The sequence below is a fragment of the Yersinia sp. 2545 StPb PI genome, assembly GCF_052217125.1.
GTDB classification, from domain to species: Bacteria; Pseudomonadota; Gammaproteobacteria; order Enterobacterales; family Enterobacteriaceae; genus Yersinia; species Yersinia enterocolitica_E.
The window spans coordinates 2064592-2084015 of record NZ_JAZGPY010000001.1; the positions used below are offsets into that span (position 1 = coordinate 2064592).

The following is a 19424-nucleotide window of genomic DNA, read 5'->3' on the forward strand; positions in this document are numbered from 1 at the left end:
TAACCCAATAAGTAAAATGATAAAATATAACTAATAGTTACCTTTGAGCCATATCAAACCCGCCATCGCGCGGGTTTTTTTATACCTAAAATATGAGGTTTCCATGTCAGAGACAATTGATTCTCTATTGGTTTCCCTTGGCCTGGAAACAGATGCAAAGAGCTTTCAAACAGCCAATGATGCCGTCAAAGGGATTAAAGACGGCATATTGCAACTGGCCGCAGCAGCAGGTACCGGTGTTGGGTTAAAAGCCCTGACTGCGGATTTGTCTGCCTCAGTATTAGAAATGGACAGGCTGAGTAAGATTACCAACTTTACCGTCAAGCAGATTGACGGCCTACGTTATGCTATGCGCAGTCTTGGCCTCAGCCCGGATGCGGCTAATCAGATTGTGCAAAAAATCCCTGACCTGCAACAACGGGCCAGACAAGGAGAATTAGGCGATAAGGCCTATTGGAATGGCGCCTTTAACCCGACAGAGTTTGCCAATAAAACCGGCATGGACTCGCTCAAGTATCTTATTGATGCTTACGGCAAAATGGATAATGACCAGCGGCTAAATCTGCGCAGCGGAATTGGCAGCGGTGATAATGATCCTTTTACCCGTTTATTGGAGGGAGGCAGCAAGGGGCTTAATGCCTCACTGAAAAATTTTGAAGAGTTATATAAACCGCTTGATCCCAAACTTATTGATTCAGCCAACGAGTTTAATAAAGAGATGGCGGATTTGGCGACTAACTTTGACAATCTGGCCCGTTCGATGGGGGGCGACTTACTGCCAATCATCAATGCGTTATTAGAAAGTATTAATCAGTTTATTAAAGAAAACCCCGAAGTTTCAAAAGCAATTTTGACTGCTGCCGGTCTGGCCGGTACTGCCGGTGCAGTAAAGTTTGTCGGCGGCATGTTGCCCGGCGGCGGGAAGCCACCCGCAGGTGCTGCTGGTGGGCGCGGCTGGTTGTCACGCTTGCTGGTCAATCCGGTTACCATCGGCGCGGCTGCGGCATTAACGCCCGGCAATATTTTTACCAGCGCCGACGATGCCAAAGCCATGAGTAATCCCGAAGCGCTTAAACGCCAGAACTGGGCTAAAAATAACCCCAGCGTGCCTTACCCTAGTGATACCAGCGACCTTAATAATCTGGTTGATGATCCCAACGTTCGCCAGTATCTGGATGTGCTATCCAAAGCCGAGGGAACCGCCAGTTATGCCAATTCTGGCTATAACACGATGTTTGGCGGCGACCAATTCTATGACAGCAGTGACCACCCACGGCAATTAAAAGATTTCACGCAAACAGACGGCACTAAAAATAAAACCTCGGCTGCCGGTCGTTATCAGTTCACCAGCGGCTCTTGGGATGATGCCGCCAAAGCGCTTAATCTGACCGACTTTTCACCACGCAGTCAGGATCTCGCCGCGCTGTTTCTGATTCAACGTGCCGGTCAGTTAGAAAATGTAACGAACGGGAATTTTGCCGATGCCACCAACGGACTTGGCGGTGTGTGGGCCTCACTGCCATCATCAAATTACGCTCAGCCAAAACGTTCATGGGAAGAGATTCAGGGCTACAGCGACCGCCAAACCACCCCCATGCAATCAGTTGCCGCATCCGCGGCCCGTGGTGATGTCAGGCTGGAGCAACACAATATTATTAATGTGGGTACCGTGGGCGGTGATAGCGAATCCATCCGTGATGGGGTGCTACAGGCCACTACTCAACTGGCCCAGCAAGCGCGCGACATGATGCATACGGAGCACTACTGATGGCTATTACCGGACTATTTACCCGTAACCGACCGAAAATCGGCAATCTCTATTTTGATGCATTACTGGAAGAGTCGAGCGAGCTGCGTACTGATGTCAGTGAGTTCCCGCTGGAAGATGCCAATACTGCCCACGATAACGCGGTTACCCGCGCGCTGGCGCTAACCATGATTATCGGTGTATCCGATAACTGGTTTCGTGAACTGCTGGCCCAGCAAGATAGCAGCATTGCCGGACTACTGGGGGCCGGAGCCAGTATCACTACTGGTATGGCGGCCAGTTTGCTTTCTGGCCGGGCGGCGGCGCTGGCAGGAGTGGCTGCTTCGGTTGGCACCAGTCTGTATTCCGGCAGCTTGGGATCACAATCGCGCTCAACCCGTTCGCAAAATTTACTCGAGCAATTGCGTGAATTGCAGCGTTCACATACGCCGTTCGAATTAGTGGCCAGCCGTGGGGCCGCCTATAAAAACTGTCTGATCACCAATACCCGCACCCAATTGAAAAAAGAGAATGAGGGTGGGTTGGAGATTGTAGTTGAACTGTTGCAGCTCAATATTATTTACGACACCGTTGCTGAAACCAATGACAACTTACCTTATGGCGATAGTGCTGCCACTCAGGGGCAACGTGAATACTCATTTGGTGAAGTTTTTGTTGAGGCCACGTAATGAAGATTATCCCATTAAACAATGGTTACGCGGTGCAGCGTTTCCGAGTGCAATTAAATAATCACTATCTGGTATTTCGTTTGCACTGGCTCACCCGTTTTAATTATTTCTGCGTCGATATCTATGAGCAGGGCGAACCGGTAGCTTTGGGGCGAGCCTTGCATATTGGCGTTAATTTATTGGCGGGACTCAATACCGATATTGGCCCGTTGATATTAGCTGGGGAGACCCCGACTATCGCCAATCTTGGTATTAATAATTGCCTGACATGGTATCCCGATAATGAGTAGCTATTTTGGCCGCAATTACTTACTGACCATTACCCCGGTGAGTGGTGATGAACTTACCTATCAGCCGCCATTAGAGATCCGTTTTGCTGTCGATAATACCCCGCAGAATGTCGATGCTACTGCCAGAATCACCCTATACGGCATTTCAGCGCGCACCCGCGCCTTGATCCAGCGCTATGACGATAAAGAAAAACGTTATGGCAACCTGGTATTAAAAGCTGGTTATGGCGACAACATCGGCACGATATTCAGCGGACGGATTCACAATGTCGAAGTAGTCAAAGAGGGGGTAAATACCTGCCTGCGGTTATATTGTCGCACGATTGGGCTGGCATGGAATACCACGATATTTAAAACCTGGGGCGCGAATACGCCTGCCATTGAAATGCTCAAAGATGTCGCAGCGGCTTTTGGGCTTGATGTTGAAGTGATTGGTGACTTTTCCGACTTACCGCGTTTTGCCACTTCCTATAATTCCGGTGGCCGCTTGTGTCGCGACATTCTCGATAGCGTAAAAGATGACTGGAAATATTACTGGATGATCACGCCATCAAGGGTGCTATTAGCCAGAGAGGGGGCCGCCAGAAAATGGGCTACCCATGAGATCACTGCTAAAAATGGTATGGAAAGTGTCCCACGTTGGTATCTCAGTACCATGGAAATTGACGTCAAAATGAATCATCAAATTCAGCCGGCCGATGTAATTAATGTCACTTCAAGTTTTTGGACGATCAATTTCAGCGGCATGTATAACACCGACCTCAATAATCTGGCGAATATTCAGCAGCAGACCGGCCAGTTTAATGTGCTGCGTACCTACCACGAAGGCACCTTATGGGGTGATACGTGGAAAACTACGCTGATCAGTCAATGGCGTATGCCCTGAGGTGATGATGATTGAGAGCAACCCGCTGTATACCACCATGATGCTGCTCAAGCGCGATATGGTGCGTGACCTGATGGTCGGCATGCCTGGTAAAGTCATTAGTTATAACGCAGATCTGCAACGCGCAGTGGTGGAGTGCGGCATTCAACGTCATATCGGTGACGGTCAATTTAAGACACTACCCGTTATCGAACATGTACCGGTGCAATTTTCTGGCAGCGCCGAATGGATATTTTTTCATGAGTTGCCGCCGGGTACCGAGGGCTATATTCATTTCAGCCAACGTTCTATCGACAATTGGCTCAGTCAGGGGGGGGCGGTAGCACCACTGGATGCACGGATGTTTAATCCGTCCGATGCTTTCTTTGCCCCCGGTTACCGATCACAGCAAACTGCGATTGCGGGCTTGCCGACCGAGGGTATTGGTTTAAGTAACAAAAGTGGCGGGGTGTGCATTCATCTCACTGACAGTGGAATGACTTTGATGGCTGGCGGTACCTCATTGGCGCTTACCGAATCTGGCATGAGTTATAGCGGCCCTGAATTTACCAATAATGGGCAAACCACCCTTAATGGTCGTACTGAGGTCACTCAAGGTGGATTGGCGGTTGGCGAACTGGAAGTTGGCGACCACGACCACGGCGGCGTGCAACACGGCAATGATCGCACTGATGGGCCGCAATAGCTCATTACCCTGATTGAATCCTACCTATTATCGCCCTGGCTTATGCCGGGGCTTTTTGTTTCCGGAGGTACTGTGATCCGCAATTTCCAAGATGGTGACATTGTTACCCACGGTAGCCAGTTTGCTAGCGGCAAAGAAGAAACCCGGCAAGCCATGATCTGCTGCCTGCGGTTATTTCTTGGCGAGTATTTTCTTGATGCCACCGAGGGAACGCCGTGGTTTCAAAGCATATTGGGCAAAACTTCACGCGACATTGCCGAAGCCAATATTAAACAGCGCTTATTGGCGGCCAAAGGCGTGCTGACTATTAACCGCTTTGAAATGGATCTCGATATGAAAAATCGCAAAATAACGATATTTGCCGCGGTGATTGATATTAATAACGACGCATTTGATTTCCTGTTCACTGAGGATCTTATCTAATGGCAACCATAAATCGTGACGGGGCCAGCGGCACCACGCTGAGTGAATATCTGGATACTATGCGCCAGCGCTATCTTGCTATTGATGACGGCTGGAATATTAATCCTGAATCACCAGATGGTCTGGCAATAGCGGTCTGGTGTGAGGCATTAGCCAATCTGGATGAAGCGGTAATTAATGCTTATCACGCCGCTGATCCCAACTCAGCGATTGACCAACAATTAGACCGCATTGCTGCGTTCGCTGGAATCAAACGCAAAAGTGCGACCTATTCAACCGCCACCGTTAATTTTCACGGTATCGCTTTTACTCCAATTAATGCCGGGACATTAATCAGAAATAGGGCGACTAATACCTTATGGGCGACCGATGGTGATGTTGTAACTGACGCGGTAGGGAATGCGACGGTGAATGTCACTTGTACGCTGGCAGGTGCGCAGGAGGCCAATAGTCATAATCTGACCATTATTGCCACACCGATCGGCGGCATTACGGCGGTGACAAATAACACTGCTGCGTCAATGGGGTTGGATAAAGAAACTAATAACGCATTTCGCATCCGGCGCAATGAATCAGTGGCGCTACCTGGCTCCAATCAGATTGATAATATTTATGCGGCGCTGGTCAATATTGATGATGTTAAACGGGCGCGGATTTATGAAAATTTTGAGGATCAATCCGATGAGAATGGGGTGCTCGGTCACTCAATGGCGATATTTGTTGATGGTGGCAGCATCGAGGACGTTATTAACAGCATTGCCATTAATAAAAGCCCCGGTTGTGGGTTAAACCGTTATAACACTTTCCCGAATAAAATTTCGTTGGATACTGTTACCCCAAAAGGTAACCCGATCACCGTAACCTTTTTTCGCCCCCAATTGATACCGGTTTATGTACGGGTAGAGATCGCCAGTAATAGCGAATTTATCGACGAAGAGATAAAACAGGCGATTGTCGATTACAGCATTACCGGTTTTGATCAGACCAATGGCTTTTCTAAGTTGGGCTTTAAAATTGGTGAAAGTATTGGCGCGGGCCGTTTATTTACCCCAGTCAATTATCTGGTGGCCGGTAATGGCTTTGTGAATACGATTACCGTTGGTACTGCTGTCGAACAGGCCAATGAGAGTGCAGTGAGAATAGCCTTTAACCAGCTCGGGGTGTTCAGTACTGAGAATATCGAGGTGGCCTATGTATAACCACCGTAAAAAAGCGCTGTCACGGATTTACCTGCAATATAAAAACGCGCCGAAATTAGTTGAATGGATCAGTATTTTACCGGACATCAACCAATCTTCACTGGAAGAGCAGATCACTAAAATCAATAACCTGTTGGATATTGATAATGCCGAGGGCGATCAACTGGATATCTGTGGTCGCATTGCCGGATTTACTGAGCGGCCACTCATCCGCAGCGATTACTTATCGATATTTGCTTATAACGGTACCGGCGGCGCACAGCCCTATAATGTCGCGCCGTATAAAGCCCCGCATGAACAAATCGGCAAAGTTCCGGTGTCGGATTATCTCTATCGCATATTAATCAAAGCCAAGATCCAGAAAAACAACACCAACGCCACGTTGGATGAAATCAAAACTGCCGTTGATTACATTCTGGATGTTAATTCCGCCATCATCGATGGGCAGGATATGACCATGAAAACTATCTGGGTCGATAAACCGATCCCCGCTAATGTCTTAGTGCTCATTCAGCTATTTGATTTAATCCCCCGACCGCAAGGCGTCAAAGCCAGCCTGATCCGCGTTAACCATCATCCCTTTGCCTATAAAGGCACATTCGACGCTCAGCCTTACGGCATGGGCGCTTATATCTAATTGGAGCCACTATATGGCAAGAAATGACAGCTTTAATCAGCCGTGGGCCAGTGTGCCTGCACAATTTGAACGCCCCGGCGACGGCCTGATTGCGCGTGGTTGGGCAGGGGGGGCATCAGAAGAACCACCCGAGGCCAAGTGGGAAAACTGGTGGCATAACCGGGTCGATTTAGCCTTACAGGAATTGCAAAACCTTGGGCAGCTAATTTGGTTTGCCGATGCCCCCTATCAGGCTGGGGCGAGAGTGAGTCACGGCGGCAATAGCTATATTGCATTGTCAGAAAACACCGGCGTAGAACCCACTGGCACATTAGATATTGGTGTGTGGCGTAAAGAGGAACTAGGTGCATATTTGCAGACTGCTAATAACCTCGCTGAAATCGCGGCGGCGGGGCCAGAAGCAATAGCTGCTGCCATTGATAACCTTGGCTTAACGGATACCGCAGCCATTGCCACCAATGCATTACAGAAAAGCAAAAACCTCAACGATGTAGCAGATAAAACCGTCGCACGGACTAATTTAGGGCTTAAAGGGGCGGCAGTGCTGGATGTAGGGACTATCGCTAACACCGTAGCTGCGGGCAATGACTCACGTATTGTTAATGCGCTTCAGTCATCCAATACAGCAATCAATTTACCCGGCAGCCTGACCACAGCGGGCGCGCTAAAGGGGGCAGCAATTAACGCGGTGGGTAATGTGACCGCTGGGAACGGTGCTGCATGGTTGCCAGGTGACGGCAATGTGTATGGCACGGTATGGGGCGGCTATTTAAGCACTTATATTGCCAATGTAATAGCGCAAGCCAGAGTTCCAGACACTTACGGTATTGGCTCCTATGCTTTCGCGATCAATTCTACCAATGTCGGAAATGCCGTTAATCCGGGGGATGTGAAAGCGGGCAGTGAATTAAAGTGGAATAACGTTGCAAACTACAATAACGGACAAACACTATTAACCGGGACATGGCGTTGCCAAGGTTTTGCGGCGGTTAATGATGGTCTTACCCGAAACACATTATGGATGCGTATCTCATGATTAATGATATAGATAAAATTACTGCCACCGCGCCCCGCTCACGAAATATCGAGCACTATATTGATGTTACGATCACTGACAATATCGCCGGTGGAACCTTTAATTTCAGTGCCGCGCCAGTAGATTCTATGGCGTATTGTGTTGAGATCTACCAGCGAGCTTTAGCCGGGGATTATGGTGTTGTATCAGTCTGTCCCGATGACGGCAATTATTATGAATGGGATTGCTCCGGCTGGGTGCTGGCAAGAACCCATGCAGAACTGGAGCAAGAGGCAGATGAATACAAGAAAGCCAATTTATTAACGTTAGCCGCAGAGGCTATTGCACCGCTTCAGGACGCAGTTGATCTGGCAATAGCAACGGATAGCGAAAAAGAATTGATTACCGCATGGAAGAAATATCGGGTTCTCTTAATGAGAATTGATATAGCGCAATCGCCTGATATTATCTGGCCGGTGGTACCAGAGTAACCAATGCCGGGCGCTATCGCCCGGCTAATTGTATATTTACTTTACATCTGAAAAGTATTTTTTATAGGCACCAGTTTCAATAAATCGTTTGGCAGCCATCAATGAACTGTCGACTGAGATATGAGCACCGTCAAGAGAGTAGGGGATCTCTATTCCGTTGTAATGGTATGAGTCACTTTCATCAAATATGTCATCTTTTTTGATGAATTTTATATACCCATCTTTTTCTAATTGCGAGAAGATAATATCCATCTTTTGGGTGTCATCATCTTTTTTATTGGAATTACCTTTTAATCTAAACGGTAAATCATTGACTCCCGCAGCGATAAAATTAGCAAAAACATTGATGTCGTATTGTGTTGGGGATGCCATTACATACACTTTCACCCCTTTAGATTTGGCATATTTAATCACATCAACAATTTCATTTTGATAACCTTTGCGATATAAATCAAACCAGATGCCAGAAAATATAACGAAATCATATTTTGAAATATTATCTTTTAGATATTCTCTATTTAACAGGCACTGCTTATAGGCCACTCGTGTTTTAGTGCCATTGGTGGAATCCGTTAAACTTGGGAAACACCAGTTAGTGGTGACGGAATCTACTGATATACCGAGTTTCTTCGCGACTTCATCGACGAAGGGTTCATAATGCCCGGCAAAAGAGTCACCAAAAAGCAGACCTTTTGGCTTCAATGACTTAATCCCCAGCTTGCACACTGATTTTTCCATTGAGATGATGGGGTCGGACTCACCGTCAACATTATAAAAACAATAACCATTATCTCGGTTTGGCATTACATGAAATGATTGTATTTTTGCATAAAGTTCAACGGTTTCTTTATCTGCCATAATGCCGCGATCGAGCGTACTGTGCCTAACTGTCAGTGCCAGCACACCAACGACCAGTGTACACAGTGATATATAGACCAGGTTAGAGGTGGTGGATAATTTGGCGAAAACTTTCTGTGATGGATTTTCCACCAACTTAAGAGATAATTCACCTAATATCACGGTAGCAACTAAAGCCAGCAGCACCCATTTATAGTTACTGAGTAAACTTAAATAAGTTAATGCGACGACAATAGGCCAATGCCATAAATAGATAGAATAGGAACTGGCCCCCAACTTTTGAGCGATAATATTAGCGGTGAAAATTGATTTTTGCCGCTCAGAAATCAGTACCAACACTGCACCGGCTACCGGTAATAGCGCATTTGAACCGGGCCAAACAATTGATGAGTTAAATAGCACAATTGACGCAGAGATAAATACTATACCGATAACTTCTGTATATCGCGCCAGAGTCTCCGGCATGGCCTTTCTACGTGTTACCCACCAAGCCATCCCCCCAGCCAGCATTTCCCACATTCTGGTTGGCAGAAGGTAAAACGCCGCTGACGGCCAGCGCTGTGAAGCATAGATAGAAAGGCACAGTGATAGAAATCCTAGTGCGAATAAGGCAAATTTAACCGCCTTGTAATTGATGAACTTCCACAGCACAAAAATGATAATAGGCAGAATAATATAAAACTGCCACTCTACAGAAAGTGACCAGGTATGTAACAACCACTTTTCATGTGAGGACGCATCGAAATAACCCGATTCACGCCAAAATTTAATATTCGATATAAAAAAGAGTGTATTTACCACATGGGTTGCTAGCAATTTATAATTCTGTTCAGGCAGCCAGAACCAACCAAAAATTAATAGCGCAAAACATAGCACCAAAAGCATGGGAATAATTCTTCGCGCTCTGGCCAGATAAAACTGTAAGAATGAAAAATTGCCTGACTCCATGCCAGAAACGATGATCCGGGTCATTAAAAAGCCGGAGATAACAAAGAAGATATCAACGCCGACAAACCCACCCGAGAACCCTGGTACACCAAAATGGTACAGAACAACGGCAATGACCGCCCATGCTCTAAGTCCATTGATATCATTACGAAATTTATTTGATGCTATTTTTTGCGTTGGAGTTGTTGCTAACATTAAGATGACTGCCTGCTGTTAAATTTTTCAAAAAACATCCATGTTTGAATGACGCTATTCTAACAGTTGTGTCGATTGATCAATAGACTGTCATGGTTATGTAATTTTTCGGTGAGGAGGAAGAAAAGAGTTAAGCTAGCTAGCTAGCTAGCTAGCTAGCTAGCTTGCAGCAGCGAAGCGCTATCAAGAAGCTCTGAGTTTAATCGCTCGCTCTATTCATTGCATTCTTGGCCGGTGACTTAAAATTGAGACCAATCATCTGTAGCGACTCATACTTAATCAGACATCTTTGCTAGGTCTGACAGTCGGATCTGTGCCAAAAGCGGACGCCTACACCCTAACTAAGCTATTGTGTAACATGCGGTACTCAATAGCGAAAATTCTAAGCTAGGGAATATGGAAATCAACAAAGAGAAATTGTCAGGTTTACTTAACTACTTCGAGTCTCGCAAGAAATACGCTGCAACTCGAATATCTAGTTTATCCAGTCAGAATGAGATCTGTTTCGCTTTGTCAGGATTGACGTTTCGAAACGGGCCTTATGTTTTCCAAGATGTAGGTGAATTAAGGGAGGTACTTAATCCACCAGGAGAGATAGAGTTAGCCAAAGCGCTTAAGAACAAGTCGCTACTCAGCGCTGTTGCTCGTCATATGCCCGCAGTTACGCATGAGCTTGCGTTGCAAAGCAGCGAGTCGAAATTTTCTCAATCAGACCTGACTATCGGATGGTGGATCATATCCGCGCTCCGATGCCGCACACTCACCGATATACTTGTTCCTGCAGTAGCAAGCGCATCTTGGGATGTATTCCCTGCTCTTCAAGCCAACTCGTGTGAAGTCCAACTTCTTGAGGACGTGCCGGCAGTTCGGAGAATAAGCCCAAGTGTAGAGATATCACTAGAGTCTCTCGACTGGGTTCAAGAGAATCTCAAGCGTTGGATAGATCTGCTTGTAGTGGTCTAATCATTCCGGACACTTTGTTAGAGATATAATGAGCAACACTAACGAGGTGAGAATGCGAAAAAAATCATTTACTCATGAGTTTAAACAAGAGTGCATCAATCTGGTTCTTCAACATAAGTACCCGGTGACTCAGGCCGCTGAAACAATGAATATTGGCCTTTCAACCTTACAACGCTGGCTAAGGCAGTATCGCGGAGAGATCCGCGGAAATACACCGATAGCCAGTGCTATAACACCGGAACAACGGCGAATACAAGAACTTGAAAAGCAGGTACGGCAGTTGCAGAGCGACAATGACCTGTTAAAAAAGGCTTCGGCCTTCTTCGCCATGGAAATGAACAACGACAAAAAGTCGCGGTGAAACTGAAGAAGGTCGGTGCAAATATCCAACAGGTATGCCGCTGCTTATCGCTCACGCGCAGCGTATTTTATGCCCGTAGTCGTCGGCTAATGATCAAGCCCGATGTTCTGATGTTGCACGCGGCGGCTAAGCATGTTCACGCTGAAATGGATGCCACATATGGCAGCCGGCGCATGTGCATCGAGTTACGGGAACAAGGTTTTAACGTGGGCAGATACCGCGTTCGGCAGATAATGAAAAACTTATTACTGGTAGCTAAACGGCCCGGGCGTCATCGCTATCCACGCGGTGGAAAACCCGCTGTCGTGGCCGCTAATCTGTTGAACCGGCAGTTTAATCCAGAGACATTGAATACCTGGTGGTCAGGTGATATTACCTATCTGCGTACCGCTCAGGGCTGGTTATATCTGGCTATCGTGATGGACTTATGTTCAAGAAAAATAGTGAGTTGGGCCTTCTCAGATAAACCGGACAGCGACTTGACTGTCCGGGCCTTAAGGCTGGCGGTCAATAAACGACGACCCACAGGGTCTGTGGTGTTCCATAGCGATCAAGGGTCGCAATATACCAGCGCGCAGTTCCAATGCTGCCAGCAGGAGCTGGATGTTACAGGTAGCATGAGCCGAAAAGGTAACTGCCTGGATAATGCTGTTACGGAAAGGTTTTTCCGCAGCCTGAAAGCTGAGAGGGTTAACTATCGTCGTTATGAAACCCGAAGTCAGGGTATCGCTGATGTTATCGATTATATTGACAGTTTTTATAATCTGAAAAGGCGGCATTATCGGCTGGGAAATATATCGCCGGATGAATATGAACGCCGACTACAGCAATGTGCCTAAATCCGTGTCCGGTTTTAGTTGACCGTTACAGACCGTTACAGCCGCGGTAAGTACAGCAAGTTCATTTTGGGGGCAATCGGCAAATGACGCCTTAAAGAATACGCCAAAACTTGGTGAGTATCTGTTGCAATGTAAAGTCATTGATCGAGCGCAATTAGATATTTTCAATAAGTTACGGCATCTACGTAACAAGGTTGCGCATGCAAAGGATTTGAATCTTAGTGAAAGTGATGCTCGTTCTTATGTCCAACTAGCATTAGATTTAGCGGATAATATTAGGGGGGCTAAAGTTTAACAAACCTCCCATCAGTTTTTTTAATTTCTACTATGTTAAGACGTTTATTAAAATACGATCTTAGCTCTTTAATTACAGCCAAGTCTAATCATACCCAACTAAGGGATAACCTGTGAACGCGAAGCCTAAAGGGAAAACCTTCGCCGTGACAGGTCTTGTTAATTATGTATGGCACGTTGTTTCGCGTCCCTTACTTTGTCGCTATCTTTGACCGACTCAATTGATTTTATTTTTTCCTCAACGTACTCTGATGGAAGGGACGCCTCCTTAGCACCAACTAATACGTGATTTAAATACCAAGAATACGGTTTTAGGCTCCCATCTATATTCGTAGCCACGTATGTTATTGCGGCTACTGAAGATCCATCAGAAGTTGTAACTGTTATTTCTTTTTGATCGTAACCATGCCCAAGCCCCTCTGCCTTATCTAAAGCCGATTTCTCCATTGGATCAATTTTGTACAAGACGCCGTATATGATGTTGCCAGCATATTGGGTCAAATAAGCGTCACATTTTCCAGAACCATCTTTGCTAGACTTGTGGAACCTTAAGTCGTGTCCGTTGAGCGCAAAACAACCCAGAGCCTCTGCACTTGGGACTCGTTCCCGTAGCCGAGAAGCTGACATATTCGATCCGTATGCGAAGTAGTGCATGGTATTCCTGAACAGTTTGAATTTTGTATTACTTTATAACGTATTACAGTTATTGGCTCAAGAATAACCAATAAAACCAGGCACTCTGTCTATGAATTGTCAAAATTTGGAGGAACAGACGTCTAGGGTAATGTCCGCTCCTCGCTCATAGCTGCCAGTCAGACTTAATCGTACCTTGCTACAAAACACAAGCCGAACGCATTAAACGTATCGAAATTTTTACGAATGGTTCCGAATTAGCAGTTAACTATATGAATTTAAAGACTAGGTAAGTAAGGTAATGGAAGGTGTTTTTTACGATGATATTGATTTAATTGCTTGATTTTAAAAATAAAAATTCTTTTAAATCTAAAAGAGGAATCGTATTCGGTCTTTTTTTAACTTATTGATTTTAAAGGTGAATTTTTGGGTTTATCGAAATTTGATATTCGGCCTTTTTATAACATTACGTATTCTTTCCCCCTCGTATCAAGATACTTGTTCGTCATTTTTTCCGATTTATGCCCCAGCAGTTTCATCGCAAATTCCTTACCTTTTTCCTTTTCATACAATCGTCCGGCTAGGCTTCTGATCTCATGAAAAGTTGGCGGACTCTCATCAAAACGAAAATCTGTTCCTTTTCTCGCCGTTACGAATTTCTTTGTCAGGCTATCTGGATGTAGTGATCCATCAGGGCTATTTTTTCTGATGTCAGCACTTATCATAAAATCTGTTTTACTGGCTAATCTACATTGTTCAATCACGGTGCTAAGGCGTAGGCCAACGGCTTTAAGTTCAAGATCTAAGGGCTGGGAGATCATGGCTCCGGTTTTGCCTTGGTCTATCTGTAATCTGCCATCAACAATCTGGTCAAAGCGCATCAGAGATAAATCCTCACGTCGTTGGCCAGTGACTAGCGCCAGATCCATTGATAGCCCAAACCACGCCGGTAATGTGTCAGCGACCTCACGAATAGCGAGATACTGATCCAGTTCCAGGCGCTCACGTTTCACCACAGATTTAGCTGAGCGTGTCGGTGCCACCGGATTATTCTCTATATGGCCCTCGACAATCGCCTCTCGGAAAATATCAGACAACACTGAATGCATAGTAGCGGCCATAGTTTTTTTGTCCTGTGCCACCCAAAACTCTAAAAACTCGGCAATATGGCGCGTACTGATTTTAGCTAACACCCTGTTGCCCATCTTTTCGCTGATCATGGCTATTTGTCCCTTGCGAACTTTATAGGTGTTTTCGGCCAATTCCCGGCGCTTATAGATGACGTCATACCGTTTTAGCCATGCTGCCAGTGTGTACTCCTGCGTGCCTTTGAGCTTTTCTAGAAGCGCGACAGGAGTGTAATTTTGTTCAATGAAATTATTGGCTTCAATGGCTTGGGATATGGCGTCTCGCCAGGCAATTTTGCCGAGAGATAATTCCTTTCCAGTTAGCGGGTTGCCTGACTAAATCAATATCGACCTGATGAGTACGAACTGATTATACGGCATTATGTGTTGAATCAGTCAAAACGGGCCATTGCTCAGCAGCAGAAACGGGATGAAAGAGCCGTCAGGGTGAGCATGCAGATGGCCGAAGGATTTGTTGATGGTTGCTTGTCGATGATAGACGTTTGCCTAGAAATGGACCCTGCAACAATGAAGTCAGAAATTTATGATGAAAGTGTTGGTGCGGCCGCAAAAAGTGTATTAGTATGATAAGAGTTGGTTATGAAGTAGCGCTTATTCAGTCAAATAAACCTCGCCTTTGTGCGGGGTTTTGTCTTTTCTGGAGTTTGCATTAGTAGACTGAATTATCTGAAAAGTAACCTTGCTGATGGCGTGCTTATAAATTGATGCGTAGGCCCCTACGGAAAATTGCCCGGTGCGCCTCTCTGTTGGTAATCATATCTATGAGATATTGGCAACTATTCCAGCCCATGAGTTAATAGTTATAGGGGGGCTGTTTTGTGAGTCATGCCCACTATAAAACTGGTCATGTTTAATGTTTGTTTATAATTGCACTGTATATTATATAGTGCTGTGATAGTTACCTTGGTGCAAGGATTGCATTATCATTGGTACGGTTACAGGGTCAGCTATCACAGCACCAAACTCAAAGCCTCGGTTAATCGCCGGGGCTTTTTATTTTAAGTAAATCACTGTTCGTTTAAAAATGGGTTATTAATATTTTGATATATTCCCTTAACAAATGATAGGGATGTGATTTATGAGAATGTTAATTGCTGTTATTTTGTGTTTACCATTGTCTGCTTGTTCTTGGAGTTGGATACCAATGCCGTACCCAAGTTCTTCAGAGATATGCCCTCGCGGGACGGATAGTATCTCTCAGCAATGCCGTTGAATTATTGGTGGGAGCTGTAATTACTGGAGGGCTCGTTCGCATGAGCGCTGGGCAGATCCACACTATCGACTTTCCAAAATAAGCTAAGTGTACCTTACTGATGTGAAGTAACGGTTGGGAAAAACAGGCAACTTTCCAGCCCTTGAGTTAATTGCTCAGGGGCTTTTTATTAGCTATCGATGTTGTTCTCCACCATATATACAAAGTGCGTACCAAGGCTCTGACCAAGAATTACAATCTTTATTACACGTGTGACTAACACCCATAGAGACACAAGCAAACGTAGGGATTGCTATTGTAAACAACAACGCCACCGCTCCAAACTTTATAATTTTAAACATAATGATTTCTCCAAATTTGCAGGTGAGTTTTTATATGCTCACGTCCATATACTTGAAACATTTAATGAGTGTCAAAATAAATACATGGATCATTGATGAATCGTATACTAGTTAATGATGAAATGATTATTGTGCTATTTAATTTTGGCTTTTTTTCATTTCTACATTCGCATGGGTACTGGATTGGTTAATCCAATCGTTGTGAAACAGTATCCAGCCGAATGTGGAGAAAGCCGGCACCGATATGTGGGGATACAAGTGGAACAGCAGTGAAACGACATCGGCGAATTCCCCGCCACCACAGAAGTACATTTAAAGGTATGTGGTCAGCACATCGTTAGGTGTTGACGCCGGAACCGTAACCGACTTCAAAAATGATAAGCCCCGACATAAGTCAGGGCTTTTTGGTTTGTGGAATGGGCGGATACCTTCATTGAAAAGCACATGTCCTATTAATGTTCAACAGCGTCACCATTACGCATTCTTTGTATTACTCGCCACACAACAGTAATGACGGATTGGAGTCATCACCTTGATTTACTATTTATTTCGACCACATGGACAAATAATCCTAAAAGGTATTCATCATGTCTAATTCATTAAAATATCCCATTATTCTCGTTCACGGTTTCAGTGGTTTCGATAAGATTGCTGGAATCTATCCTTACTTTTTCGGTATTCAGCAAGCACTGGAAAAAGCCGGAGCTACTGTATTCACTGCCTCTATATCGGCAGAAAACAGTAATGAAGCTCGTGGTGAACAATTACTCAGTTTTGTAAAACAAGTCACCCAATTAACCGGAGCCCACAAGGTCAACCTGATTGGTCACAGCCAAGGCCCTTTGGCCTGCCGCTACGTCGCCGCCATTCATCCCGAACTGGTTGCGTCTGTTACCTCCGTTAATGGGGCAAACTTTGGCTCGGAAATTGCCGATCTGGTCCGTTTGGCGATGAAACCAGGCTCCCTTCCAGAAGCGATTGCGGGCGCAGTGATGAACGTTTTTGGCTCATTCCTTTCCATTATGACTGGTCGTCCCTCGCTGCCACAAGACAGTGTCGCAGCGCTTAACTCGCTCACCAGCGAAGGCGTCGCTAAATTCAATGCCAAATATCCGCAGGGTTTGCCAAGCAATTGGGGAGGCGAAGGTAAAGAATATGAGAATGGCGTTTATTATTATTCTTGGGGTGGGGTGATTAATTACAACCCGATTGAGCAGGGACTCAATAATTTTGATCCGCTGCATATTTCAATGGTTGCCCTCTCATTTCTGTTCACAAAAGAACGTTTACAGAATGATGGGTTGGTTGGGCGCTATAGTATGCATCTCGGCAAAGTTATCCGCTCTGATTATTCAATGGATCACCTGGATGCTATCAATCAAACTGCGGGGGTTGTTACCAGCAGTACCAACCCTGTTCAACTATTTGTCGAGCACGTGGCACGTTTAACATCGAAAGGGTTATAACTTTCGGATAAGAGTGCTTGCGAGCTCTGTCACGTTTAGCTAATTGAAACTGCTATAGTCAGGGCTACACCGAGTGCTTTTATAGTGTAATAGATTTAATTTTAGTCACTAGTTTTATGCAACGCTAAGCGATCAATTCACGACAATTTTTAAGGCTCACTTCGGTGATTTTTTTATTCATTTTTTTTGGGGGGGGGCGAGGAGCTCAATAAAAATGAGCGATATTTACTAATTGTTTATGTTGCTAGTGTAAATTATAACTTGCCGTGACAGTTGCTTTTTGATGATTGTGGCTCAGTCGTCCTACCCGTGGTAGTTAGCTATCACTGCATTATATTTCATCGACCAATCCAATATGATTATTAGGCGCAAAAAAAAAAGCCCTTACCTCTATCTTATTTGGTAAGGGATGCCAATTCGGCCAACACCAGGGAAAGTTATGTTGATTTCATTTTACCGAAGGGATCGTTCCCGTCAATGAATATATAAGTTCAATTAATTGAATTAAAATAGATTATTTATAAATGTGTTTTATATAATTAGCTCGTTATTAATATCTATAGATTAAAACTGATATAGCCAGAGAACATCCCGATCACTACAGAATAATTTTAAGGCTGCCAATTTGGTGGCCTTTTTTATTTAGCGCCCGTCAAAACAGTCAATTACTGAAAACACCCTCATATCTCCGAGTGACTACGACGGGAGCTATTACCTACTCAACAGCATACGAACCCGACCAATGGCCGGGGATATATACCCAACTGGTGGCCACGTGATGTAATTCGTTATAGCGGTGCTGGTTTTGCTAAAATTCACCAACCTGTTATCTGGTAACTCTCGACTCGATGGGTTATAAAAATTATCTAAATATCGTTAAATTCGGGTCCCTGTTGAGCAAATACAACGATTAGTGGTGTGTTTATCCTCAGAATCATCTTAATACAAATAGGAATCGAAAATGGTCAATCTTGCTAACACTAAAGGTAACAATACCACTGGTGTACATATGCTTCAGCGCGACAAAAATGGTGGTTTTCGGATTCGTACCAGTCCAGATTGTCTGAAACGCTTCACTTCAGTTGATATACGGCCAGAACATCGTAGTTGGTTCAACGGGAAAAACGAAATTTACGGTTCGGAGCCTTACAACACGATTGAAGAAGGTGCGGCAGCTCTTTGTGCGTTCATCGAAAAGGTTTGCGGCATCACATGTGTCTGGGAACCTAAGAGAAAATAACGGTACCCTTATCTGGATTGGGGCAGATCAATTATGTCTGATCCTCGCTCTCGAGAGACCAACATAATCATTGGAGGAGGTTTGATTATGAATATGTCGTCGTGGAAAATCCCATCATCGGCCAAAAAAACTTCCTCAGAGATCATATATGGGGGAGATAACGACAGTGCCTATACAGCTTCTTCAGGACTAGTTCAGGGGGAGGAGTGATGTTTTGGGCAGTCAGTGACCTGCGGGTAATTGCGACATACTAGATTGAGTTTGTTTTTCGGCTCGAAACCTTTATCCAGCATGCATCGTTGAATATTAGCGGCTTTGCGCAGCGTCGGCACGTAAGGCGTCGAACCCAACGGTTGCGGATAACCGCATTGATACATCACCGCCAGTGCTTGCTTGTCGTTTTCAACTTCATGAGAAAAATGCAGCGAGGCTCCCACTTTACGCCAGGTAATCAAGGAAAACTTGCTCACGCCGGAATCCGGCTTAATCGGATGAAACCCTCTGTCTGCAACAAAAGGCAGCGCTTCTAGCTGACTCTGACTCAAGGGATACCCCTGCTCTTGCTTGAGGCAGGCTGGTGTATCATGGTAAACACGAACGCTGCAAATTTTGAATCCGTCTTTACGGGTAAACCCCATATTCTCCATGCATTGGTAATACAGAACTGACTCATTATCCGTTTTGGGAATATCGGAGCCGGGGAGTTGCACGCCGCATTTACCCATCGCGACGCGCACGCCGTCGATATCCGTATCAGGACGTTGCCACTGTGTTAGATCCGGTGCTGGGGGGCATCCTGTCAGCAGGAAGATAGACGTCATCAGCAGGGGTAAAGTTATCAGAGTCGATTTTCGGAACATTAA

At 45.3% G+C, this 19424-nt stretch carries 18 protein-coding genes and 2 pseudogenes; 16 read left to right on the forward strand and 4 right to left on the reverse strand.

All coding sequences use genetic code 11. The features are described from left to right. Positions 1–103 precede the first annotated feature (103 nt). The 10 genes from V1955_RS09560 to V1955_RS09605 all read left to right on the forward strand — a co-directional run bounded on the left by V1955_RS09560 (position 104) and on the right by V1955_RS09605 (position 8062). Complete coding sequence (locus tag V1955_RS09560) at positions 104–1768, forward strand: lysozyme (RefSeq protein WP_442820829.1); 1665 nt, start codon at positions 104–106, stop codon at positions 1766–1768. Continuing rightward, positions 1768–2436, forward strand: a complete 669-nt coding sequence (locus V1955_RS09565) for a phage baseplate protein (protein ID WP_019079697.1) — start codon at positions 1768–1770, stop codon at positions 2434–2436. Before V1955_RS09560 ends, V1955_RS09565 begins: the two co-directional genes overlap by 1 nt. Next, positions 2436–2726, forward strand: coding sequence for a phage baseplate plug family protein (locus tag V1955_RS09570; RefSeq protein ID WP_442820830.1), 291 nt, complete (start codon positions 2436–2438; stop codon positions 2724–2726). Before V1955_RS09565 ends, V1955_RS09570 begins: the two co-directional genes overlap by 1 nt. Further along, a complete protein-coding gene (locus tag V1955_RS09575) occupies positions 2719–3612 on the forward strand; it encodes a baseplate hub protein (RefSeq protein WP_050535631.1) in 894 nt (297 codons plus the stop codon). Before V1955_RS09570 ends, V1955_RS09575 begins: the two co-directional genes overlap by 8 nt. Positions 3613–3616: 4 nt before the next feature. Continuing rightward, positions 3617–4297 (forward strand): Gp138 family membrane-puncturing spike protein, encoded by a 681-nt coding sequence (locus tag V1955_RS09580; protein ID WP_259275263.1) that lies wholly within the window; start codon positions 3617–3619, stop codon positions 4295–4297. 72 nt (positions 4298–4369) lie between these two features. Continuing rightward, positions 4370–4720 carry a hypothetical protein gene (locus tag V1955_RS09585; protein WP_050535633.1) on the forward strand — a complete coding sequence of 117 codons (351 nt, stop codon included), beginning with the start codon at positions 4370–4372 and terminating at the stop codon, positions 4718–4720. Further along, positions 4720–5919, forward strand: coding sequence for a baseplate J/gp47 family protein (locus V1955_RS09590; RefSeq protein ID WP_145554103.1), 1200 nt, complete (start codon positions 4720–4722; stop codon positions 5917–5919). Before V1955_RS09585 ends, V1955_RS09590 begins: the two co-directional genes overlap by 1 nt. Beyond that, positions 5912–6556 carry a DUF2612 domain-containing protein gene (locus V1955_RS09595; protein ID WP_145554101.1) on the forward strand — a complete coding sequence of 215 codons (645 nt, stop codon included), beginning with the start codon at positions 5912–5914 and terminating at the stop codon, positions 6554–6556. The genes V1955_RS09590 and V1955_RS09595 overlap by 8 nt, the downstream gene beginning before the upstream one ends. Positions 6557–6569: 13 nt before the next feature. Further along, a complete protein-coding gene (locus tag V1955_RS09600) occupies positions 6570–7592 on the forward strand; it encodes a hypothetical protein (protein ID WP_442820831.1) in 1023 nt (340 codons plus the stop codon). Next, positions 7589–8062, forward strand: a complete 474-nt coding sequence (locus tag V1955_RS09605; RefSeq protein WP_442820832.1) for a tail fiber assembly protein — start codon at positions 7589–7591, stop codon at positions 8060–8062. Before V1955_RS09600 ends, V1955_RS09605 begins: the two co-directional genes overlap by 4 nt. Before the next feature lie 36 nt (positions 8063–8098). On the opposite strand, the gene V1955_RS09610 is transcribed toward V1955_RS09605, so the two are convergent. Then, positions 8099–10063: an acyltransferase family protein gene (locus V1955_RS09610; protein WP_442820833.1), complete on the reverse strand. Its 1965-nt coding sequence runs from the start codon at positions 10061–10063 to the stop codon at positions 8099–8101. A 396-nt stretch (positions 10064–10459) separates the two neighbouring features. Here V1955_RS09610 and V1955_RS09615 point away from each other — a divergent pair, with 396 nt between their 5' ends. The 3 genes from V1955_RS09615 to V1955_RS09625 are packed head-to-tail and all read left to right on the forward strand — an operon-like array spanning position 10460 to position 12226. Beyond that, complete coding sequence (locus V1955_RS09615) at positions 10460–11026, forward strand: hypothetical protein (protein ID WP_442820834.1); 567 nt, start codon at positions 10460–10462, stop codon at positions 11024–11026. A 52-nt stretch (positions 11027–11078) separates the two neighbouring features. Beyond that, the gene (locus V1955_RS09620; RefSeq protein ID WP_050136220.1) at positions 11079–11387 is read left to right on the forward strand and encodes a transposase; all 309 of its coding nucleotides are present in this window, start codon (positions 11079–11081) and stop codon (positions 11385–11387) included. Next, positions 11384–12226, forward strand: coding sequence for an IS3 family transposase (locus tag V1955_RS09625; protein WP_342222724.1), 843 nt, complete (start codon positions 11384–11386; stop codon positions 12224–12226). The genes V1955_RS09620 and V1955_RS09625 overlap by 4 nt, the downstream gene beginning before the upstream one ends. 453 nt (positions 12227–12679) lie before the next feature. Here V1955_RS09625 and V1955_RS09630 read toward each other — a convergent pair whose 3' ends face one another. Next, on the reverse strand, positions 12680–13174 hold the full coding sequence (locus tag V1955_RS09630; protein ID WP_442820835.1) for a gamma-glutamylcyclotransferase family protein: 495 nt from the start codon (positions 13172–13174) through the stop codon (positions 12680–12682). A gap of 437 nt (positions 13175–13611) precedes the next feature. After that, a pseudogene (locus tag V1955_RS09635) lies at positions 13612–14610 on the reverse strand (tyrosine-type recombinase/integrase); the annotation flags it as partial. Between the two features lie 6 nt (positions 14611–14616). Between V1955_RS09635 and V1955_RS09640 the strand changes: the two are divergent. From V1955_RS09640 to V1955_RS09650, 3 genes and pseudogenes are all read left to right on the forward strand, one after another. Continuing rightward, positions 14617–14868: pseudogene (locus V1955_RS09640) on the forward strand (antiterminator Q family protein); the annotation flags it as partial. Positions 14869–16442: 1574 nt separating this feature from the next. Beyond that, on the forward strand, positions 16443–17321 hold the full coding sequence (locus tag V1955_RS09645) for a lipase family alpha/beta hydrolase (RefSeq protein ID WP_083158629.1): 879 nt from the start codon (positions 16443–16445) through the stop codon (positions 17319–17321). A gap of 961 nt (positions 17322–18282) precedes the next feature. After that, on the forward strand, positions 18283–18561 hold the full coding sequence (locus V1955_RS09650; RefSeq protein ID WP_083158630.1) for a hypothetical protein: 279 nt from the start codon (positions 18283–18285) through the stop codon (positions 18559–18561). Between the two features lie 194 nt (positions 18562–18755). On the opposite strand, the gene V1955_RS09655 is transcribed toward V1955_RS09650, so the two are convergent. Continuing rightward, positions 18756–19421 (reverse strand): hypothetical protein, encoded by a 666-nt coding sequence (locus tag V1955_RS09655; protein WP_442820836.1) that lies wholly within the window; start codon positions 19419–19421, stop codon positions 18756–18758. Positions 19422–19424 lie beyond the last annotated feature (3 nt).